At 60.0% G+C, this 15,536-nt stretch carries 13 protein-coding genes; 9 read left to right on the forward strand and 4 right to left on the reverse strand.

The window, feature by feature from the left end; all coding sequences use genetic code 11:
- Positions 1-111: 111 nt before the first annotated feature.
- From ACUVTU_RS10075 to ACUVTU_RS10115, 9 genes are all read left to right on the forward strand, one after another.
- A complete protein-coding gene (locus tag ACUVTU_RS10075; protein ID WP_445889837.1) occupies positions 112-696 on the forward strand; it encodes a TetR/AcrR family transcriptional regulator in 585 nt (194 codons plus the stop codon).
- A 25-nt stretch (positions 697-721) separates the two neighbouring features.
- Entirely contained in the window at positions 722-1,426 is a 705-nt protein-coding gene (locus ACUVTU_RS10080; RefSeq protein ID WP_445889838.1) for a helix-turn-helix domain-containing protein, read from the forward strand.
- A 3-nt stretch (positions 1,427-1,429) separates the two neighbouring features.
- Positions 1,430-2,722: a DUF362 domain-containing protein gene (locus ACUVTU_RS10085; protein WP_445889839.1), complete on the forward strand. Its 1,293-nt coding sequence runs from the start codon at positions 1,430-1,432 to the stop codon at positions 2,720-2,722.
- 199 nt (positions 2,723-2,921) lie between these two features.
- On the forward strand, positions 2,922-3,263 hold the full coding sequence (locus tag ACUVTU_RS10090) for a 3-hydroxyacyl-CoA dehydrogenase family protein (RefSeq protein ID WP_445889840.1): 342 nt from the start codon (positions 2,922-2,924) through the stop codon (positions 3,261-3,263).
- 139 nt (positions 3,264-3,402) lie between these two features.
- Positions 3,403-3,963 carry an AMP-binding protein gene (locus ACUVTU_RS10095; RefSeq protein ID WP_445889841.1) on the forward strand — a complete coding sequence of 187 codons (561 nt, stop codon included), beginning with the start codon at positions 3,403-3,405 and terminating at the stop codon, positions 3,961-3,963.
- Entirely contained in the window at positions 3,957-4,148 is a 192-nt protein-coding gene (locus ACUVTU_RS10100; RefSeq protein ID WP_445889842.1) for an AMP-binding enzyme, read from the forward strand. Before ACUVTU_RS10095 ends, ACUVTU_RS10100 begins: the two co-directional genes overlap by 7 nt.
- Before the next feature lie 596 nt (positions 4,149-4,744).
- On the forward strand, positions 4,745-5,608 hold the full coding sequence (locus ACUVTU_RS10105) for a sugar diacid recognition domain-containing protein (protein WP_445889843.1): 864 nt from the start codon (positions 4,745-4,747) through the stop codon (positions 5,606-5,608).
- A 167-nt stretch (positions 5,609-5,775) separates the two neighbouring features.
- A complete protein-coding gene (gene larB, locus ACUVTU_RS10110; RefSeq protein WP_445889844.1) occupies positions 5,776-6,558 on the forward strand; it encodes a nickel pincer cofactor biosynthesis protein LarB in 783 nt (260 codons plus the stop codon).
- 100 nt (positions 6,559-6,658) lie between these two features.
- On the forward strand, positions 6,659-8,158 hold the full coding sequence (locus ACUVTU_RS10115) for a LarC family nickel insertion protein (protein ID WP_445889845.1): 1,500 nt from the start codon (positions 6,659-6,661) through the stop codon (positions 8,156-8,158).
- Between the two features lie 162 nt (positions 8,159-8,320).
- Here ACUVTU_RS10115 and ACUVTU_RS10120 read toward each other — a convergent pair whose 3' ends face one another.
- The 4 genes from ACUVTU_RS10120 to ACUVTU_RS10135 all read right to left on the reverse strand — a co-directional run bounded on the left by ACUVTU_RS10120 (position 8,321) and on the right by ACUVTU_RS10135 (position 15,389).
- The gene (locus ACUVTU_RS10120; protein WP_445889846.1) at positions 8,321-13,414 is read right to left on the reverse strand and encodes a cobaltochelatase subunit CobN; all 5,094 of its coding nucleotides are present in this window, start codon (positions 13,412-13,414) and stop codon (positions 8,321-8,323) included.
- 293 nt (positions 13,415-13,707) lie between these two features.
- Positions 13,708-14,034, reverse strand: coding sequence for a DUF2149 domain-containing protein (locus ACUVTU_RS10125; protein WP_445889847.1), 327 nt, complete (start codon positions 14,032-14,034; stop codon positions 13,708-13,710).
- Positions 14,003-14,683 carry a MotA/TolQ/ExbB proton channel family protein gene (locus ACUVTU_RS10130; protein ID WP_445889848.1) on the reverse strand — a complete coding sequence of 227 codons (681 nt, stop codon included), beginning with the start codon at positions 14,681-14,683 and terminating at the stop codon, positions 14,003-14,005. Before ACUVTU_RS10130 ends, ACUVTU_RS10125 begins: the two co-directional genes overlap by 32 nt.
- Positions 14,684-14,687: 4 nt before the next feature.
- On the reverse strand, positions 14,688-15,389 hold the full coding sequence (locus tag ACUVTU_RS10135; protein ID WP_445889849.1) for a DUF2162 domain-containing protein: 702 nt from the start codon (positions 15,387-15,389) through the stop codon (positions 14,688-14,690).
- Positions 15,390-15,536 lie beyond the last annotated feature (147 nt).

A 15,536-nucleotide genomic window follows, 5' to 3' on the forward strand; every position in this document is an offset into this window, starting at 1 on the left:
AGATTATAATTAACATACCGACCGGTCGGTATGTTATATGGAGAAAAATGTCGCTGCAGGCGGGCAGGGTGCCGGACGGTGCAATGCCGCCATGCCGGTGGGAGATGCGAGGTGAACATTGTGGATACCCGCAGCAGGATTATCCAGTCGGCCGTGGAGCTTTTCAGCCAGAAGGGCTACCACGGCACCTCTTTGCAGGAGATCTGCGAGCACGCCGGGGTGAGCAAGGGGGCCCTGTTTCATTATTTTAGCAATAAGAGTGAAATCCTGTACCTGATTCACGACCAGTTTATTGAGGTAATCCTGGCCCAGGCCGACCAGGTGCGGTCCCGCCCCGATCTTACGGCTACCGAAAAGCTGCGCCAGCTGGTGGTGGATCTGGTACAGCTGATTGCCGACTTCAAGATGTATGTGCGCGTATTTTTTAAAGAAAACCGGTATATGGACAAGGACAAGCTGGCCCTGATTGTGGAAAAGCGGGACCGGCTGGAGCAGATGTACCGGGAAGTGGTGCAGCAGGGTATGAGCAGCGGCGAACTGCGGGATGATCTGGACCTGGATGTGGTGGTCAAGGGTATTTTCGGCATGTGCGACTGGACCTACCAGTGGATGCGACCGGACGGAAGGCTGACCCCGCAGCAGATTGGCCTGATCTTCTGGGAGATTCTTCTGGGCGGACTGCGGCGCAAGGAATGATGCGAGAAAGCCGGAGGTGATGGTGATGTCACTGGCTCCCGGATTTGAGATGAGCCCATTTATCTGCAGCGGTCAGCGGTGGAGTGAAATGGGCCAGCACATGCTGCAGATGCTGCTGCACCATACGTTTGATGGTGTGCTGGTGGTGGACGAGCGAGCCCGGGTGGTGGTGTTCAACCCGGCAGCGGAAAAAATGACCGGACTGAGCGCCGGCCGGGTGCTGGGCCGCTCCATACAGACGCTGGGCGAGTTTTGCGTCCTGCTGCGGCGGGTTTATGGCAACGGGCGGCCGCACAATGGCGAGATATGTTTGCCGGAACCCCCCGCTATGGTGGTAAACCGCCTGCCGGTAGCGCAGGAAGAGCTGAAAAACTATGCCTGGCCGGGCAATGTGCGGGAACTGGAAGGCTTTGTAGAGCGGTATGTGGCTCTGGGCGAGGAGGACACGGACCGGCTTACCACCTTTCGCAGCCTGCTGCAGAAATTGCAGCTCAGGCAGCTGGGCGCGGTGGTACCCGATCAGCAGGTACTGGTTTTGCAACTGGGAAAAATGGAAGAAATGGAGCGCCAGATCATTGAGCAGGCCATGGGGATAGTGCGCGGCGGCAAGGGAGAACTGGCCCGGCTGCTGGGCCTTTCCCGCACCACCCTGTGGAAAAAGCTGAAAAAGTACCGGTTGGACGGTAGTGTAGTACTGGGCCGGGAAAGCAAACCAGCATTGGAGGGATGAGCAATGAGCAAGTCGCTTGTAGCGGTAGTCAAATTCCATGAGGCTTATCAGTCGGTGCGCCGGGCTTTGGAACTGTCGGACGGCTTGGCCGGGTTAAAATCCGGGGACAGGATCTTGATCAAGCCTAACCTGGTCTCCTGGGACTTCGACCTGCCCTTTCCCCCCTACGGGGTGGTGACCACGTCGGCCGTGCTGGCCGCCCTGGTGCAGGTGCTGGCCGAGGAGGGCTTTGGCGACATCACCATTGGTGAAGGGCCGCTGATGGTGCCCAAAACCATTGGTCAGGCCATGTATAAGGAACTGGGCTATCACGTGCTGCGGGACAGATATGGCGTGAAGCTGGTGGACTTCAATGAAGAAAAATTTGTCCAAACCGATCTGGGCGGCCTGACCCTGCACCTGGCCGAAAGTGCGCTGGCAGCCGACAAGATCATCAATGTGCCGGTGCTGAAAACCCACAACCAGACCCGGGTCTCCCTGGGCATTAAGAACCTGAAAGGGTGCATCAATCGCGCCTCCAAAATGCACTGCCACGGCCGGGACGTGGAATTAAGCCACACTTTCCCCCATATTGCGGCCAGGCTGCCCGTGGCGCTGACCCTGATTGACGGTGTTTTCGGTCTGGCCAAGGGGCCCGGTCCCACCGGCACCGCCCGGCGCCTGGATCTGCTGGTGGCTTCCCGGGATATGCTGGCCGCCGATGTGGTGGGCGCGGCGCTGCTGGGTTACCGGGCCTCCGCAGTCGAACACCTGACCTACTATGCCCGGCTGACGGGCGGCAGTGTGGATATCCATGATCTGGAGCTGGTGGGCGAACCGCTGGAGCAAAACATCCATCCCCTGGAGTACGACTGGGAATGGACCCCGGACAACACCGGCCCCCTGGGCTATGCCAAACGCGGTATCACGGGCCTGGCCGTGCGCAAATACGACAGCACCATGTGCACCGGCTGCTCCATGCTGTTCAATCCGGTGCTGGTCATGCTCATGGCGGCCTTCAAAGGTGAGCCCTTCCCCAACGTGGAGCTGATCAGCGGCAAGGTGCAGCAGGCCTCCCCTGGCTTTGATTACACGGTGCTTTTCGGCCTGTGTCCGTACAAGCTGAACCGGGATAACCCCCACATCAAAAAAGCCATTGCCATCAAGGGCTGCCCGCCCGATCTGCAGGAATTCGAACAGGCCATGCGGGAGATCGGTATACCCTGCAACTATCAGGACTATGTCCAGTACCGCCATTACATTTTCCACCGCTACAAGGCAGCGGACGGCTTCGATCTGGCGCTGTTCAAGATATAACGGGTGGTTGCAATTTGGTTAAATAATTAAACAGCTATGTTCAGAATATGAACCGGGGGCAGCGCCTTTGGCGGCACCGGGGCTTTACCGCGCCAAAGGCGCGGATTTTTTTGGGCCGGCCGGAAGGTGCGGGTCGCTGAGCGGAAAGAATGCCGGTTGTGACAGGCCGGGCGGCACAGCCCTTGCATGATCCAGCGGCATGCTGGAAAAGGAGATCCACGGCTTTCTGGTCAACCGCATCCTGTCGTCTGTGCACCGGGAGGCGCTGTTTCTCTACGACTCCGGGGTGGCTTCCTACGAGGACATTGATCGCGCCGTGCGGGAAGGGCTGGGACACCGCACCCCGCCTTTTTTCCAGATGGATCTGATCGGGCTGGATCTGGTGCTGTTGATTGGCCGGGAGCATTACCGGGGGACCGGTGACCCGCTGTACAAGCCCTCCCCTGCTGTGGTTGGTATGGTGGCGCAGGGGCGCCTGGGCCGCAAAAGCGGCCAGGGGTTTTATGACTACAGTCGCCTGCTGGAAGAAAGGGGGTATTGACGGGAGGTACCGGTTATTCCTGCCCGTTTTCCTTCTGGACGCTGGCCGGCGGCCGGGACGGTGCAGATAGCAGTGGTGACCGGGCAACTAAGAAATCGTGTTATCAAAATATTGCCAATATTATTAATATAATGGAGGTGTGGTTGCCCTGTTGCAGTACACGGGCGGCACCACCGGCGTTTCCAAGGGGGCCATGCTCACCCACTATAACCTGTATGCCAACTCCCAGCAGACCGACCACTTTTTTGTCGGTGAAGAAAGGAAACAGCTCACCCTGGGCGTGCTGCCCTTCTTCCACGTCTACGGTATGTCTTCCTGCATGAACCTGGCCATTGCTGCCGGAGCCACGCTGATTCTGGTGCCCCGCTTTATACCCGAGGAGATTGCCCGAATCATCCGGGAATACCGGCCCACCTATTTTCCCGGTGTGCCCACTATGTTCATCGCCCTGTTAAACTACCCCGAGTTCAAGGAATATGACCATGTGATGATTTACAACTCGGGCGGCGCACCCATGCCGGTGGATCTGATCTACCGCTTCCAGGATCTGCTCCAGGGCACGGGTTCGGAATTTGCCGAAGGCTACGGCCTTTCGGAAGCCTCGCCGGTGACCCACTGCAACCCCGCGTTTGGTCCCAACAAGCCGGGCAGCATCGGGGTGCCCTTCCCGGGGAAACCGTCAAGGCCTATATTGTGCTGAAAGCGGGCGAAAGCGCCACCGTGGAGGAAATTGTGGCCTACTGCAAGGAGAAGCTGGCGCCCTACAAGGTGCCCAAACAGGTGGAGTTTCGCAGCGAGCTGCCCAAGTCGGCGGTGGGCAAGCTGCTGCGGCGCAAGCTGGTGGAGGAGGAGCGGCGCAGGCTGGCCGAAAAGGGTGCCCACTAACCATCTAACCGGGTAAAACCAGCAAACGATGGCCCGGCAATGCGCTGGAGGCGTTATTGCCGGGCCTTTTATTTGTACCGGTATGCTGCGGCAGGCTGCTTATGCACCGATATAGGCCCGCCTGACCATGTCGCTCTGCTGCAGTTCCCGGCTGGTGCCGGAGAGCACCAGCCGGCCGTTTTCCAGCACATACGAGGGCCTCCCTGTAAGATGATTTGAGCTGGGCGCCGAATGCCGGTCTAACCGGTGGGCAGGCATATCTCCCCGGCGCTCCGGTACTCCGGGCAGGTGCAAGATGTGTGCCCGTCGGGGCCAAGAGGACAGGGCGTGGATTTATGTGTGCGCGGTGGCCTCCACTATTGCCCCAATGTTCAGTTCTTAAACCTGTCCGGTTAACTTGTTGAACAACAGGCACGGTTGAATGCGAGAAGGTGTTGCTGATTGGCAGGATGGTTATTTATTCGCTCTTTGCTTTACACAAAAGATCGTATGATCAGACCAGTGAGTATGTTATAATTGCTTTAATTATGCATTAACTCTGCGCGATCTGGTTACCTCGATCAACTATGGGATAGTTATTTGGAGGTGCTATGGTTATGTCCGAACAGGTTTATTCCGTCCTGGAAGAAATTGCTCCGCAGATTGTACGCCTTTTAGCCGATGAGGCGGGCCAGGATGTACATATTATGGGAGCGGGCGGGGTGATTATCGCCAGTACACAGCCGGAGCGCATTGGTACAGTGCACGAAGGGGCGCGGAAAATCCTGGCTGGAGAAATTGCCGAAGCTTTTATTACGGAAGAGGATAGCCGGCGTATGAGCGGTGTGCGGCCGGGCTTTTCCTCGCCCATTGTCTGGCAGGGAAGGCGTCTGGCGGTGCTGGGTATCTCGGGTGATCCCTATCGCACCAAACCGCTGGCCCGAATTGCCATCCGGGTAGCCGAATTGTGGCTGGAGCAGGCGTTGGCGGCTGCCCGGGTGGAAAGCACCGTAGCCCTGGTCGGCCAGCAAATAGGGGAAGCCTATGCCGCCACCCAGCAGCACAGCGCTGTAGCCCAGCAACTGGCGGCCGTGGGTGAGGAATTGGCTGCCATAGCCCGGCAGGCCTGCCTTAAAGTGGAACAGGCCAACCAAATACTTCTGACCATTGAGGATATTGCTAGCCACAGTAACTTGTTGGGACTTAATGCGGCCATTGAAGCGGCCCGGGCCGGGGATGCCGGTCGCGGTTTCGGTGTGGTAGCGAAGGAAATTCGCCAGCTGGCCAGCAACAGTGCCCGCTCGGCCCGGGAAACTGCTCAAAACATTGCCGAGCTGCAGCAGGTATTTCAGCGCATCGATGTTGTGGCCGCCAAAAACCTGGAGGCGGCTCGCCAGCAAAGCAGCCTGCAAGAAGATCTGGTGCAAAAGCTGGGGGAAATTAATACCAGGATTTCGCTGTTGGCTCAGAGCAAACGGTAGTCATTGAGTAAACCGCTTCTTGCCCGCTGGGTGGTGCCGGAGGCGGGTCTTTTTTTTCAATAGTCATAACCTCCGGTGGTATGTTATATTCGTAAGTATAATCTGGCTTGCGCTGGGAATTTACCGAAATAATATTGAATACTGGTGGAAGCAAGGTGGGATGCTGTTTGAATCGGGAGGCGCTTTATCATTTGCTGCAACAGGTGGCCGGGGGGAGTCTTTCGGCAGAACAGGCCCTGCACAGGCTGCGGGATTTTCCGTATGCCAGCCTGGAGTATGCTCATTTGGACACCCACCGCCAGCTGCGCACCGGTTTTCCCGAGGTGATTTTCTGTCAGGGCAAAACACCGCAGCAGGTGGGGCATATTTTTCACCGGCTGGCCCAGAGCCACGGCCGGGTGCTGGCCACCCGGGCCACGCCGGAACACTACCGGGCCGTGCAGCAGCTGTGCCCGCAGGCCGATTATCATGAGACCGCCCGCTGCATTACTCTGGGATGCCCCGGGGAGCCGGAGAAGCCGGGCCTGGTGCTGGTGCTCAGTGCGGGTACGGCCGATTTGCCCGTGGCCGAGGAGGCCGTGGTGACGGCTAACATGCTGGGCTGCCGGGTGGAACGGGCCTATGATGTGGGGGTGGCCGGCATCCACCGCCTGCTGGACCGGCTGGAACTGCTGCGCCGGGCGGCGGTGCTCATCGTGGTGGCCGGCATGGAGGGCGCTCTGGCCAGTGTGGTGGGCGGCCTGACCGACCGGCCGGTGATTGCCGTGCCCACCAGTGTGGGCTACGGGGCCAGTTTCGGCGGCCTGGCGGCGCTTTTGGCCATGCTCAACAGCTGTGCCAGTGGAGTGGGTGTGGTGAATATTGACAACGGTTTCGGAGCCGCCTGCCTGGCCGGGGCTATTCTGAATGCGGCGGTGTTTGTGCAGGGGCGGGCTGACGAAAGGGCTTGAAAAGCTGCGGTATAATATTATTTATTCTCCATATAACAAAAGCCGGGTGGCTAGCCCGGCTTTTGTTTAATCAAGCAATGTTGAAGGGAGCGGAAACAATTTGGCCACACTCTACCTGGATTGCTTTTCGGGCATCAGCGGTAATATGCTGCTGGGAGCCCTGCTGGACGCCGGGGGTGACGCCGGTCATTTGCAGAGCGAGCTGGGCAAACTGTCCCTGCCAGAGTGGCAGCTGCACATAGAGCGGCGGCTCAGCCACGGTATCAGCGGCACCTATGTGCAGGTGCTGGACGGGCGGGGCCGGCCCTGGGAGGAGGCGACGGGAGCAACCGGGCACGAAGCCCACAGCCATTGCCGGGAAGCGGCCCACCACCATACCTCGTTTCGGGAAATCCGCGCCATGCTGGAAGAATCCTCTCTGCACCCCCGGGTGCAGGAGACCGCCCTGGCGGTCTTTACTGCTCTGGCGCAGGCCGAGGGCCGGGTGCACGGCCGCTTACCGGAGGATGTGCACTTCCATGAAGTGGGGGCGGTGGATTCCATTATCGACATCGTGGGTGCGGCCGTGCTGCTGCACAAGCTGGGGGTGGAAAGGGTGCTCTGCTCCCCCCTGCCCACCGGCGGCGGCTATGTGCGCTGCGCTCACGGCCTGCTGCCCGTACCGGCGCCGGCCACGGCTATCTTGCTGCAGGGGGTGCCCCTGCGTCCTTCGGCGGTGCAGGCCGAGCTGACCACTCCCACCGGAGCGGCCCTGGTGCGGGCGCTGGCGCAGGGTTTTGGCCCCCTGCCCGCCGGCACCTACCGGGCGGTGGGTTACGGCCTGGGCAGCCGGGAAATCGGCCAGCCCAACGCCCTGCGGGTGTTTTTGTACGAGCGCCTGGCGACGGGGAACTGTTATTTGAGCTGGATGCCCGGGGTGGCCGGTGTAGACGGATCGAGTCTGTCCGTGGCGGGAGAGAAAGAAAATGCAACCGGGGAATTTGCCGGAGCAGGTGGTGGCAGCTCCCGGGACGGCGGCCGTGCGGATGGTCATACTGCCCGGGCTGGTAACGGTGTGCCCGACGTTATGAGCGCTGGCGAGCTATCTGCCAGCTGCGAGGAGTTTTGTGCTGCCCCGGCAGCCGGCAACAGCCTGTCCGGCGGTATTACTATAGAAGAAATTGCCGTGCTCACCACCCACCTGGATGACTGTACCCCCGAATGGTACAGCGCCCTGTTTGAGCTGCTCTTTGCCGCCGGGGCGCTGGATGTGGCCGTCACCCCGGCCCAGATGAAGAAAAACCGCCCCGGCCACGCCCTGACCGTGCTTTGCCATCCCGCCCTGAGCCACGAACTGGCCCGGCTCATCTTGCAGCACTCCCCCGCCCTGGGAGTGCGCTGCCGGCTAGAAAACCGCTATGTGCTGCCCCGTCGGGAAGAAAAAATCGCCACCCCGCTGGGCGAGGTGACGGTGAAAATCGCTTACGGGCCGGACGGATCGGTCTGGCACGTCAAACCGGCCGCCGATGAGGTGAAGGAACTGGCTGTCCGGCACGGCATATCCGTGGAGCAGGTGCTGCGGCTGGTATGGCGGTGTTTGGGGGAAGGGGTACTGTTATGATAGCGAGCCGGTCATTTTTTCCGTTTTGCCCGAAGCGATGCTCAATATTTTGCTTGCGGTGATTAAAAAAAACCCCGGCGGGAGGAGCTACTGCGGATTCCCCCTCCCCCGCTTCGCAAAAAAGCCACCCCGCCTGGCGAGGTGGCTTCCTCATATTTCGGGCTATCTGCCCCGCCGGTGCAGGGCAAATCCTATGCCGGACAGTACCACCAGGGCCAGCACGCCGATAAAGCCCAGCAGGGGCACTGTGGGGCGGGGCGGTGCTGTTTTGGTGGTTTCTTTTTGCACTTCGTAGGCCTTAAGGGGCGGTTGGTTGCCGCCCTGTTTTTCTCCCGGTCCGGGCGCTGCCGGCTTCTGGCTGGCTGTGGCCGGCAGGCTGATTGGCGGTTCGTTGCTGGTTGATTCCTGTTCGGCCATGGCTATGGAGGGACCGGCAGGTTGTACAGCATCTTCTCTCGCTGCAGTAGGTGCTGTTTGGGAGGTGTTTGTTAGAACGCTTGTATTGCTTTGCTCACCGGCCGGCGGCAGGTCGGCTGCGGGCTGTTCTAGCGGTGGCTGGTTTTGCTCCGGCTGGGCGGGCTGTGGTACAGTCTGGCTGGCGGGTTGCTGTACCGGATGCTCCGATTTTTTGCTCTTGTGGCGGGAGCGTTCGCTTAAAACCACTCCAGTGGCCTGCTCCAGTCGGCTGGTCAGCTGGCTGAGCAGGTTGGCGTCCACCAGGGTGCTGGCCCAGCGCATCATCTGCAGGTTGCCGCAGCTGCAGTCGCAGCAGGCGGCGCCGTTTTGGATAATGGCCCGGGCCCAGGTGTCGGCGATTTGTTTTAAGGTAGCCCGGTCGGTTTGCCAGAAACCTTTGTGGGCAGCCGTGAGCATGGTGCCGGTGATCTCAATTAGGGAATAGCCACGATTCTGCTGGTTGAACCATTCTTTTAGGCCCAGACCGTACTGGTCATCCAGATAAACCTCTTTGACTTTTTGCCAGTGCCAGTCGGCAATGAGCTGCGGAGCCACAATGTTCCAGCCCCAGAGATTGTCTACAAAGCCGTGGGCCATTTCTCGGGCCCCGGCATAACCTTGTTCCATCATGGCTTTAATCCAGTCCGGGTTGAAATATCGAGCGGCCAGTTCTTTTTGTAGGAAGCTGGCAGCGCTTTCCACTTTTGCTCCTGCCGGATTTTGCTGGTTCAGGACAAAAAGTCCCGGTGCTTTGCCGCCGGCGGCTTCTACGGCCAGCCCAAAACCGCCCAGGTATTCAAAGTTGTGGTCCACGTCCAAAAGCCCGTACAGGCTGGTGGAGCGGGAGTGGAACACCGCGCCGGTATCTTTAAGGCGCTGGGTGAAAATGTCGCGCTGCTGTTCTCCCCAGGCGTCTTCCCGGTAGGCATGCTGCATGCTGTCAATGTAGAGGTTGCCCAGTTGCTGGCGGTCTTGCCAGGTTTGGGCCATGCGTACCGCATCGGGCAGGTTGGTGCCAAAGGCGCCCAGGGATGGCCCGAACAGGCGGGTGATGGCTGCCCGGCCGGCCTGATCGCCGCTCATGCCCTGGTCCAGCAGCAAACCCAGATCGGCTAGCCAGTGCCGGGCGACATGGTTTTGTTCCAGGGGATCGCTGCCGGGGATGAACAGGCCGGCGGCCCGCAGGGTGCTCACAGCGCCTTCCAGGGCGGCCCGGGCCTGTGTCTGTCGGTCCGGGTCGGGCAGACGGTTGATTTCTTCTTTAATAGTTAGGTAGGAAGCAGCCAGAGCGGCCCGCACACTGCGGTCCAACAATATGGCTACCTGGGGGAAAGTTTCCCGAAAAATGCCGCTGGTGCTCATCAGGACGTCCAGGCGGGGCCGTTGCAGTTGCTCCAGGGGCAGGGCCCGTACGCCCAGTACATTCATGCCGTAGCCGTAGATAGGCTCTACGCCCAGCAGCTGCATGATAAAGGCTACGGTGGTGCCGCTGTCGGTCTGGGTTTCAGTGGCCCAGACCACCACGCCCATTTGCTCTGGCAGGGGCTGGCACTCCTGCAGGGCCTGACGGGCTAGTTCCCGGGCCCGGGCCAGAGCGGCCGGGGTTGGGATGCGGCCGGGATCCAGGCCGTAGAGATTGCCGCCGGTGGGCAGTGCCGCCGGGTTGCGCAGGGGATCGTTGCCCGGAGCGGCCGGGATAAAGTCGCCGTTTAAAGCCCGCAGCAGCATTTCCATTTCCCGCTGGGGACTTTGCTGCAGCTTGGTGGTATATTCATGCAGTTTTTGCACTGCCTGGATCAGTTGGGTTTGGATTTCGGCCGGCAGGTCGGGTTGGGCGGCCTGCGCCGTGGCCAGCACCTGGTCGGTTACCTGCTCCCGGGAGTTTCCATCAACCAGCTGGCCGATGGTTTGGGCGGCCAGATTATTGCCGTAGCGGTTGAGCAGTTCCGCTGGTGCGACAAACTGCCCCATGCCGGCAGGCAGGCTGGGAACGGCCGCCATGGAGGAGAGCATGGTAACCAATTGCTCCCTGGTCCAGGGACGGCCAAAGGTGTGCAGGCCCAGGGGCAACCAGCTATTGGCTAGCTCTTCCAGATATGCTTCCAGTTGTTCGACCAGCTCGGCGTCATTCAGCTGGGATACTGGTTTGGTCAAATTGTTTTCCAGGTGCATTTTTGCTGCCTGCTGGCGCAGTTCCCGGGCTGCACTGTCTTTCATTTCCGGGGAGGCGGCCTGGTATTGCTCCAGCAGGGTTTTTAATGCGGCAGCGTCGCCATAGAGTTCCGCACCTTGCAAGGGCGGGGTGAGGTGGCTGATGCTCACGGCCAGGCCCCGCCGTTTGGCGTGCAGTACCTCCCCTACCCCGTCCATGATATAGGGGTAGATGGAAGGCAGGTCGCCCACACAGATATCGGGGTAGTCGGCGTTGCTCAGGGCTACTTCTTTGCGGGGCAGCCATTCATAGGTGCCGTGCCGGCCCAGGTGCACCAGGGCGTGCACGCCCAGCTCTTTTTGCAAATAAGCGTAGAAGGCCAGGTACTGGTGGTGGGGAGGTACTACCTGGCTGTGATACAGGGCGGCGCTGTCGGCTTCATAACCCCGCTGGGGCTGGGGGCCGACAAAGATGTTGCCCAGCATAAAGCCGGGAATGACCAGGTAGTTGCGGCCTTCTTTGGACACGGTCATGACCTGGCCCGGGGGCGGACCCCAGCCGCACAGTCCGGGTACCTGCAGGGCCAGGAACTGTTTTTTGATGGCAGTAAAGGCCGCCTCGTCGGTCTGGCCTTTGAGCAGGTCTTGCAGGGCCCGGTAGGCCTGCTCCAGCAGCGTCAGGGCCTGTTCGCGTTGGGCAAAGTTCATTTGTTCAATGGTGCCGCGCAGCGCTTTATGCCATTCGCTCAACACGCTGTGTATTTCCTTGTTTTCGCCGGTTTCCCGGGCCAGCCGCACTACTTCCTGGATATACCCCAGCGGGCCTTCTTCCATGCTGCGGCGGGTGAGGGCGGGCAATTGTTCATACCACTGGCGGTATTTTTCTGCCTCCCAGAGCAGCACATGGTCGGCCAGCCTGGCCAGTTCGCCCGGGGCCCAGGTAGCTACGTTGATACCGCTTTGCAGCAGGCGCTCCAGCAGGGCCTGTTCATTGGCCGGCAGCTCACCAGTCTGATAACCGTTTTGCTGCAGGGACTGTAAAATTTGCATGAGAGAGGCCGGGGTGTTTAAATAGGAGGCACCGATGTTTTGCTTGCCGGGCGGGTAGTTGTAGTAAATCAGGGCTATTTTTTTCTGGGCGTTGTCCAGCTGTCGCAGCCGGTACCAGTTGTACAGGCGATCGGCCAGCCGCTGCATGCGTTCGGGCACCGGTTGGGTTAGATTAACCCGCAGGCCCGAGAGTGGATCGGTGTGCAGCAGGTTGGTGCCCACCAGAATGGGCTCGATTTGTCCCTGCATTTCGGGCAGGGTGACCTGGCTGGCCACACCGGGCCAGTTAATGCCCCGATCGCTGATTTGCCATTCGGCCAGGGACTGCCCCGCCTTGTTCATGCTTTCGGCGTCGGTAATGGCCCGGATGACCAGTAGGTTGTGCTGCTGGAGGAATTTTTCCACGGCTGCTGCCTGTTCGCCGCCCAGTTTAAAGGATATCTGGTTGACTACGGCAAAAACCCGGCTCCTGCCACTACTGTCCAGGAAAAAGCGCTGCATGCCCTGCAGGGCGGGCAGGCCGTAGACCGGGTTGCCCTGGGTGAGCAGGGGGATGACATTAAAGCCTCTATTTTCCAGGTACATGATCATGGTGTTCCAGGCTTCCTCGTCGCCCCGCTCACTGACCAGAGGGGACCATCCGGTCAGCCCCACGGCCGGGCGATCGGCATGCCAGTAGCGGGCGGCGTATTGTTCAAAGCTGTAAAATATATTTCTCTGCCGGTACAGGAAAAAGGGTGCCACCGGCCGGGGCGGTTGGGCCTGGTAGGCCGGGTAACCGGCCTGCTGCAGCAGGTAGAGCAGCATTTCGGCCCGGTTCTCCGGTGAGGCGCAGTCGGCCACCCGGTATTGCCAGGCCTGAAAATATTTAGCCATGGCCGGATACTGGGTGGACAGTTCATTTAGCCGGTCTAGCGGCGTTTGGGGATAAACCACCTGGGAAACCGATTGGCAGATCTGTCCCAGTTGGTCATTGCTTAAAGGATTCCCGTCCCTGTCAACCAGTTGGGTGCCGGCAAAATTGGTCAGGCGCAGCACCGGGTAGCTGTAATAGGGCGACATATAGGCGGCCACCTGTTTACCGGCCAGCTGGTCTTTCAAGGCGATCAGGGCGGCTTCCAGACTGCCGGGCGTCACATTGCTGATATAAACCAGGTCGGCTTGCTGAACCAGCCCGGGCAGTTCGGCCAGGTTTTCTTCCAGCTGGGTGGTAGAGCGGGCGATGAATTCTACTTCTGGATAGCGCTCATGAACCATTTGCATGGGCAGGCGCATTTGGGGCGCTTCTGTGGGCCAGGCAATCAGCAACACGGTCAGCACCGGGCGGCATTGGATGGTGACACCGGTCAGGGGTACGCCCTGGAAGGTGAGCTGTCCGGTCAGCGTGCCGTTCTGTAAGCCGGCGGATAGCTGTAACTGACCGCTAATCAGTCTGGCGGCTGGGCTACCCTGGGCCACCCGCAGCTGGATGGGTGATACCTGGTCGGGCAGGGATGAAGCCGGAATGTAGAGCAGCAGGGCCGCCTGATTGAGGTTGCTTAATGTGAATTGCCCTTGCTGGTCGGTCTGCACGGTGGGATAATATACGCTTTCTTCCACGGAGCTATTTTGCTGGGACAGATAGTTTGTTCCGGCTGCCGAGTAGGTGGATGATTGGGAATATGTTTGGTCGTTTGTGGATTTCTGGGAAGCGGCCTCTGTATATACTGATTCTGGCGTGGTTTGATCTTGGTTTTCTGCGGCGCTGGATATGCTGTTGTTGGCTGCTGGCAGCAATCCGGTAATGCTTAGCAGTATGGCCAGGCAAAGGCCGGCAAAGCTGTTGCGCCACCTCCCGGAAAAGTGATGGCGGAACATATATTCAATCAACTCCTTATCAAAGCAGTATGGAATCACTTGCCCGGGGCCACCAGGATTAACCGGCCGGTTTTGGCATCGCGGTAGACTATGCCTTCCTGGGTGTAGCCTTCGCCCTGGCCGCGTACCACGTCGGGCAAATCGTTCAAAACGCGCCCCTTTTTGATTTCCACCACCTGGCGGATGGCTTCCATCATCTGGCGGCGCTCCTCGGGGGTGCTTTTGCTCCAGACCACGCTCTGCAGGTTCCAGGACAGCACCAGGGCTACCAGTAGCCCGCAGGCAAAGACTAATATGGCGTCCACCAGGTTGGCCACGCCGCTTAAAGGGTCAGTGTCCACCGCTCCTCTTAAGCTGGACAAGCGGCTTTTTCTTCTCAACATTTTCCAGCACCTCCAGCAGGGGCTCAGTCACCGCTTCCAGCACGCCGATATGGCCTTCATACCAGCGGCGGCGCACGGTGGAAATCAGGTAGGCCAGCCCGCCGGCCGCCAGGCCGGCCACGGTGGTATCAAAGGCGATGATCACGGCTTCGGCCAGCCCCTCTACATTGCCGGCACCCAGAGCGGCCAGGCCGGGACCCAGGGGAATCAGCGTGCCCATCAGGCCCAGGGCGGGCCCCAGGCGGGCTACCAGGTCGGTTTTTTCCACCTGTTTGACACAGGCCAGCTCCTCTTCTTCCAGCAGGCGACGGGCTAGGGCGCGGCGGGCCGCGCCAGAGCAGCGACAGGCAGCTATTTGCTCCAGGAGCTCCTTTTGCCTGCCGGTCAGCTTGCTGGCGGCAATGGCTGCGCTTATGCCCTGCCCTTTACTGTTGCTTAAAACTGCCAGCAGTTCCTCAATTTCGGCCGCCTTGATCCGGCGGTGCTGGGCCATTTCGGCAATAAAGCCGCCCAGTTCCAGCACGGCGTAAGCGACAAAGAGCAACAGGAAAGCGATCACGGGCAGCAGCAGGCTCTGGGCCACCAGGTGCAGGGCCTGGCTTAAATACTGGCTTCCCGGTATGGGCATTTTTTCACCTCCCGTATTTGTGGCGCAGTACCCGTACTGCCCCTACCGCTCCCAGCAGCAGTACCAGGCTGCTCATCAGCAGGGTGGTACCGGGTGGAGGCAGGTACAGCGGGCTCATCTTTAGGCCGCTCAGGCTGTTTACCGCGGGCATGACCAGAGCCAGCGCCAGAAAGTACAGGCCTACCAGCAGCATGAGCTGCCCTAAAAGCACGGGTTGGGGGCGGCGCGTCAGGCGCACCAGCAGACCGGCAGCCAGGTAGGCCAATAGGGAGACGGCTGCCAATACGCCTGCCGCCCACAGGCCCAGCCGGGGGGTGGCTACGCCCAGCAGGGGAGCGGCCAGCAGCACGGTGAGGGCCACTGCCCCATAGCAGCAGGGGCAGGGGGCGGCCAGGGCCAGCCAGCTGATGTGGCTGATGTCGCAGCATTCCACCTGGTGGGCGCGCAGGGTGTGAAAACCGGCCCAGATAATCAGTACGGCCATGGCCAGAAAAACCGCATAGCTGTACTTTTCGGCCAACTGCTGCCATGGTCCGGCCCGGGGTCCGATTAGGCGGATCAGGCCGTACAGCCCGACAGCGTAGGTCAGCAAAAGAGGCAAGACCAGGCGGCGGGATAGGCCGCTTAAACCCAGCGCCAGACCGGCTTTTAGGCCAAAGATAGCTGTGCTCGATAGTACACCTATTTTCCACAGAGCTGTAAGCAAAATAACCATCCTTTCTGTAATGGGTGTAAAAAAAGCCACGCAGAACCAGACACCCTCTGCGGAGGGCGCTGTAGGCCTGCGTGGCCTGGTTGACCGGTAGCTGTGGCTAATAAGGGGTAATTCTCCCCTGCCGGCTTCATACCGGCT

The organism is Desulfurispora sp. (assembly GCF_052744395.1).

Excerpts from the sequence above, each read along its gene's own strand:
- ACUVTU_RS10080 (WP_445889838.1), top strand. The coding sequence starts at position 722 with ATGTCACTGGCTCCCGGATTTGAGATGAGCCCATTTATCTGCAGCGGT.
- ACUVTU_RS10085 (WP_445889839.1), top strand. The coding sequence starts at position 1,430 with ATGAGCAAGTCGCTTGTAGCGGTAGTCAAATTCCATGAGGCTTATCAG.
- ACUVTU_RS10090 (WP_445889840.1), top strand. The coding sequence starts at position 2,922 with ATGCTGGAAAAGGAGATCCACGGCTTTCTGGTCAACCGCATCCTGTCG.
- ACUVTU_RS10105 (WP_445889843.1), top strand. The coding sequence starts at position 4,745 with ATGTCCGAACAGGTTTATTCCGTCCTGGAAGAAATTGCTCCGCAGATT.
- ACUVTU_RS10130 (WP_445889848.1), bottom strand. The coding sequence starts at position 14,683 with ATGCCCATACCGGGAAGCCAGTATTTAAGCCAGGCCCTGCACCTGGTG.